A 6,534-nucleotide genomic window follows, 5' to 3' on the forward strand; every position below is an offset into this window, starting at 1 on the left:
GTTTTAATTATAGAATTAATGGTGTCAATCCAAATACCGTTGAATTACGCGGAGGAGGTAGCGGAATTGTTGATTTAGTGGTACCTGTTACAACCTTTAAAAATGGAATCACATTTGATATTACTGCTATTGGATTTCGCGCTTTCAGAGCTAGAAATTTGAATAGTGTTGTGTTTCCTGCAAGTATAGAAGTAATTGGTGGTGAATCTTTTGAAGCTAACAATTTAATGTCTATCACATTGCCAGCATCCGTTACGACAATTGGTGAAGACGCATTTTTAAATAATGATTTAACACAGGTTACATTCACATCCGGACCAGAAACTATTGGTGTTAATGCTTTTAGAAACAACCAGTTAACTAGTGTTACCATTCCGTTCGGAACGGTCACTATTGGAAATGGAGCTTTTTTTAGCAATCAATTGACGAGTATAAGTCTTCCAAATAGTTTAGATGTAATTGATAGTGAAGCTTTTATGAACAATCAATTAAGTAGTATTGCCGTTCCAACAGGAGTTATTACTATTGGTAGAGGTGCTTTTAGGAATAATGATTTGGTGACAGTTGTATTACCAAATACCGTAGAAACGATTGATACGGATGCTTTCTTAGACAATCAAATTACAAGTGTGAATCTCCCAAGTAGTTTAACGACACTTGGTTCAGCGGTTTTTAGAAACAATCAGTTGACTAGTATTGTCATTCCAGATGGAATAACAGTCATCAACCCGCAAACATTCCGAAACAATAATTTACAAAGTGTAATGCTTCCCGCGAATTTGCAAACTATTGAAAATGATGCGTTTCGTGACAATGAACTTACAAGTATTAGTTTCCCAGCAAGTTTAACACTGTTGCAAGGTTTTTCTTTTAGAAATAATAAACTAACAAGTGTTACAACGCCAACAAATATTTCTAATGTAGCGCTACATACATTTAGTGATAATCTATTGACAGAAATCACCATTACTTCTAATATTACAAGTATTCAAGATAATGCTTTTTCGAACAATCCATTAAACTCAATTACAGCAGATAGTGCTACACCAGCCACTATTGAATCGAACAGTTTTGGAGGAAGAAGTACTATTAATTTGTCCGTCATTCCAGATCAACAAACTGTTAAAGACGATTATGTTGCCGCAGGTTGGACAGGTTTTGCATCTGTAAATGGAGAATTTCAACTAGGTGCTCGATTTACAGAAGGTGATCTACAATACGAAGTGATTGCCGTAAATCCAAATGAAGTAACCGTATTGGACATTGCTGATGGATCACAAAATCAAAATATTATCATTCCAGCTACTGTTACAGAATCGTTTAGCGGAACTACATTTAGCGTCACTGAAATTATAGACAATGCGTTTCAAAATACAGGAATTACTTCTGTAGTTATTGGTGCGAATGTTACAGCTATTGGAAGCAATGCTTTTACAGCAACGCCACTTACTGCTATGGATGTGCAAGCAACCACGCCACCAACAATTGTAGCTTCGAGTTTGGGTGATAGATCCGTAATTGATTTGACCATTCCAAGTGGAACTGAAACGGTGTATACCAATGCAGGTTGGACAGGATTTTTAACCGTAAATGGTCAACTGTCAGATGGCATTATTGGTACAACCTTTATTGATGGAGGAATTACCTATGAAATCACATCGCTGAATCCTAATGAAGTAGCTGTAGCTGGTGGTTCTGTAACGGGAGATTTGGTGATTCCTGAACAAGTTACGTTTACTGCAAATACATTCTCAGTAACAACTGTCAATGCGAGTGCTTTTCAAAATGATGAGATTACGAGTGTTACGCTTCCAGCGAGTATTACTGCTATTGGAACCAATGCTTTTAATACAACAAGTTTGGAAGAAGTCATTGCCTTAGGAGCAACTCCTGCTACGATTGAAACCAATTCTTTTGGCGAAAATGAAAACATAAGTCTAACGATTCCGAATGGAACAGAAACGACGTATGAAAACGCAGGTTGGACAGGATTCTTCTCGGTAAATGGAAATGGTATTGCTGTTGGAAATACCTTTACTGTAAATGGTATTCGCTATGAAATTCTCACACTTTCACCAAATACACTAAGTGCAGTTGCAAGAAATGGAGATGTACCGAATGGAGACTTTATTTTCCCAGAACTCTTATCAAAAGGCGGATTGGATTTTACAATTACTACGATTGGAAATTCTGCTTTTAGAAATAGAAGTGTACGAACTATTAGTCTCCCAAGCACCTTAACTACAATTGCATTTAGAGGATTCCGAGACAATAGTAACCTACTAACTGTGACGATTCCTGCAGGTGTAACCTCAATTAGTTCAGAAGCATTTTTTGATACAGGATTAGTAGAAATTATTTCAGAAAGTGTAAATCCGGCAACTGTAAATGCTGGAACATTTGGCGATAGGACAAAAACAGATTTATTTATCCCGCAAGGGACAAGACAAGCCTATTTGGATGCAGGTTGGACAAGTTTTAAATCAATTATAGAACAAGGAACGGTGATTGTAGAACCAAAAGTGTTTTTACAAGGAGCAGCGTTAAGTCCAAATACAGGAGAAGAAAACCTGATGCGAGACGATTTGCGTGTTGCGGGAAACATTCCAATAACGTCTCCATATGCAGATGCGCTTACGTGTAATGCTGCTGTATTTAATACCACAGGAGAAAATGCCATTGTAGATTGGGTTTTTGTGGAATTACGTAGTGCGACCGACAATACAAATGTAGTTGAAGGACGATCTGCCTTACTCCAACGCGATGGAGATATAGTGGATGTGAATGGAGGTGGAATTTTACAATTTACAGCATTATTAGACAATTATTTTGTAGCAATTCGTCATAGAAATCACTTGGGAATTATGTCCGCAACCGCTTTACAACTAGATGGTAATCGTGTGAATGTTGACTTTACAGATGCAACCAATCAAATTACCTTTGGCACAAATGCACAAACAGTAGCAGGAATGCCAACAGATACGGTAGGAATGTGGTCAGGAAATGTAAACGGAGATAACTTTGTACAATACTTAGGAGGAACGCCAGATACTACCGCTATTCTATCAGCTGCTTTAAACGATCCTGGAAACTTTCTCAACTTTTCTACCTTCATTATCAACGGTTACAATGACAATGATGTAGATATGAGCGGTACCACTCAATACGAAGGTGGTTCGGCAGATTCGCCGCTCATCTTACAAAACGTACTAGCGCATCCAGGGAACTTTTTAAACTTTAGCACCTTTCAAATACAAGAACAATTACCAGAAAACTAAATACAAATACTAAAAATTAACATGATGAACAAAATTACCTTTACAACAAGCCTTTTTTTGGCAATCTATTGTCTATTTACAGTGCAAATGAACGCGCAAGATGGCTACACATACACCTTAATAGACAACGGAAATTATAGTTTTTCCATCGGTGCCGTACCAAATACGAGTGCTTCAAACTTTGCAACCTCAGTACAGAGTTACGGATTTACGATTATTGTGCCAGATGGCGTTACAGCAACGGTAACATCGTCTCTTGGAGGAGCTGCAAGTGCTACTTTCTTTGACGGTACCAATGTAGCACAACCAACACTTGATGGATATCTAATAACAGAAACCTTAGGAAGTCCAGCTTCATTACCAGCACCTTCCGCAGGAACGACAACACCAATTGTAACGATTCAAATAAATGGTTCTCCAACAAGTGGAATTTTAGAAATATTGGCAAACGATTCTGCATTAGCAACAACCGTAACACCATTAAAAAGTTTTATGCAAGCAGATATGATTGATGACGGATCAGCTGTATTTACAAATGCTGTAGATCCGAATGCTTCAGGATTATCTGGAGATAGTTCGTTTGATTTTAATACGCTTTCTGTTGCAGAAAAAAGAATAGAGAACTTGCTTGTATATCCAAATCCGACTACAGATTTCATCAATATTTCAACAAATGACGCTCAAATAGAAAAAGTAGAAATATATAGTACAAGCGGACAACTCGTAATATCTAAAAATAATAATTTAGAAAAAATAGCGCTAAACAGCTTGAAAACAGGCGTCTATCTCATGAAAATATATGCTAAAAAAGGAAGTAAAACCGTAAAATTACTCAAACAATAAGAAGAATTACAAATCATAGCATCAACAGTACCCCAAATGATCAAAACTGATGATTTCTAAAATATTTTGAAACATGAAATTGGTTGCAGATTAAATTTTATGTACTTTTTAAAATATTTTTAACTCATAAAATAGTAGTTTATTTTTTGTAAATGGTCAAAAATCATTAGTAAAAACACAACCATACGGCTATGGTTTTTAAATAAAAGAATACAATAAGAATGACTCCAAAAATTCAATACACAAAAAGCGGAAACCTTAGCATAGCTTATCAGGTTTTTGGCTCAGGTCCTATAGATTTAGTTTACATCCCAGGATGGGTTTCTAACATCGATTGGATGTGGGCGTGTCCTGAATTGGTACACTTTTTTCAAGAATTGAGCAAAGTGGTCCGTATCATTCTGTTTGACAAACGTGGCACAGGACTTTCAGATAGAATTGTAGAACTTTCTACCTTGGAAGAACGAATGGAAGACATTACAGCTGTCATGAATGCCACAAATTCTAAAAAAGCAATACTATTTGGACACTCAGAAGGCGGAAGCGTATCCGCGTTATTTAGTGCCACCTATCCAAATCGTGTATTGGCTTTAATATCTTTCGGAATCTTCGCAAAAAGAAGATACTCAGAAGATTATCCGTGGGCACCAACGGACGAAGAACGACAAAAGGTGTACGACATGATTGAAAATGATTGGGGAAGTGGAGAAATGAACCTAGAAACCTTAGTGCCTTCCAAAGCCAATGATGCACACTTTATGCGCTGGTTGGCAAGCTATTTCCGTTCTGGTGCAAGTCCTAGAGCAGCAATGAAATTGACCAAAATGAATACGCAAGTAAACATTATTAACATCTTAAAATACATAAAAGTACCAACATTGTTGATGCAACGTACCAATGATATTGATGTTAAAATAGAAGAAGGTAAATTCATTGCAGAACGAATAAAAGATTCAAAATTTGTTGAATTTGATGGAGACGATCATCTATTCTGGGCAGGAAATACGCAGGAAGTATTAACGGAAATGAAAAATTTTATTTACCAATTGCCAGCATGTGATGGATGCCATAAAAAACGACTCTCTACAATGCTATTTGGTCAACTTATGACTTCTTCAACACATAGTCTAAAATCATTGCTGATTGATGAATGTATCACTGAAAAAGGCGGTAAAATCATGACAATAAATCAACGATTCTTTGTAGCTGTTTTTGAAGTACCAAGTAAAGCAATATGTTTGGGAATCAATATCTTGCAGAAGCTTAATGCAAGCGGAATTGCTTTTTCAGCAGGAATCTATATGAATGAAACCGCAGAAGACTTTAGCAGTCCATTAAATTCTAGAGATGATTACATGATTACGGCAATATTATCGTTGATAAAGCCTAATAAAATAATAGTCACACAAACCATAAAACAACTATTATCAGGCGCAGAATTCGATTTCAAGAAAGAATCTTCCATACTGACTCATTCAACGCATGAACTATGTAAACTATATCATGTAGGTAAAAAACAAGAACAACATGAAGAAAAAAAGAATCCATACAACTTTGTAAAATATGATGCATTTCTGGAAAATGTACTCAACATTATAAACAAAAACCTTGATAACAATGACTTTGGAGTAGAAATGTTAACCAAAGCGACTGGTGTTAGCGAACGTCAATTACAGCGTAAGCTCAAAGAAACCTCAGGGAAATCGCCAAGTCAGCTGATTATGTTTATACGCTTACGTAAAGCCAAAGATTCTTTAATATCAAAAAATCATACCGTTTCCGAAATTGCGTTCAAATATGGCTTTTCCAGTCCGTCATATTTCTCAAAATGTTTCAAAAAAGAATTCGGTATGCGACCAACAGAAGTATTCAATTAAATAACACTGTAAAACAAACAATAATTAAAATGACTCAACACCACACGTATCAAAAATTCATCTTTCTGTTTTTAGCAGGAACGGTATTGTTCTTGTACAATTGTACTACAAATACCATCGACGAAGGCGACATCCAAGATTTGCCACCAATAGAAGAAACGGTCACTTATGATGACGATGTCGCGCCAATAATTGCAAGCAATTGTATCGGTTGCCACAGCGGACCAAACGCAAATGCAGGGTTAGACTTGTCAAACTATGCGAATGTTAGAGGTGCCGCCGAACAAGGAAATCTTGTCAATCGCATCAATAACGGATCCAATCCGATGCCACCATCAGGAATATTACCTCCTGAAACACGTCAAATCATTGACCAATGGATTGCTGACGGATATCTTGAAAACTAAGAAAATAACCCAATAACGTAAATCAGAACAACATGAAAAAAATACTAATCCTATGTTTCCTTTTTGTAGCAGGCAGTGTTTCTGCACAAAAATACTTTACAAAAACAGGCGAAACAGATTTTAAAGCAT

4 protein-coding genes are annotated in these 6,534 nt (G+C 36.5%); all 4 read left to right on the plus strand.

Annotated elements, in window-relative coordinates; all coding sequences use genetic code 11:
• Window positions 1-3,278: leucine-rich repeat domain-containing protein (locus AA089_RS23985; RefSeq protein ID WP_053002637.1), on the plus strand; the 3,278-nt coding region annotated here is incomplete at its 5' end.
• 24 nt (window positions 3,279-3,302) lie between these two features.
• Window positions 3,303-4,121, plus strand: a complete 819-nt coding sequence (locus AA089_RS22490) for a T9SS type A sorting domain-containing protein (RefSeq protein WP_046759275.1) — start codon at window positions 3,303-3,305, stop codon at window positions 4,119-4,121.
• A 221-nt stretch (window positions 4,122-4,342) separates the two neighbouring features.
• Window positions 4,343-5,998 carry an alpha/beta fold hydrolase gene (locus tag AA089_RS23990; protein WP_053002638.1) on the plus strand — a complete coding sequence of 552 codons (1,656 nt, stop codon included), beginning with the start codon at window positions 4,343-4,345 and terminating at the stop codon, window positions 5,996-5,998.
• Window positions 5,999-6,027: 29 nt separating this feature from the next.
• Window positions 6,028-6,405: a c-type cytochrome gene (locus tag AA089_RS22500; protein ID WP_053002639.1), complete on the plus strand. Its 378-nt coding sequence runs from the start codon at window positions 6,028-6,030 to the stop codon at window positions 6,403-6,405.
• Window positions 6,406-6,534: the final 129 nt, after the last annotated feature.

Origin of the sequence: Kordia jejudonensis (genome assembly GCF_001005315.1) — a bacterium.
Taxonomy (GTDB): Bacteria; Bacteroidota; Bacteroidia; order Flavobacteriales; family Flavobacteriaceae; genus Kordia; species Kordia jejudonensis.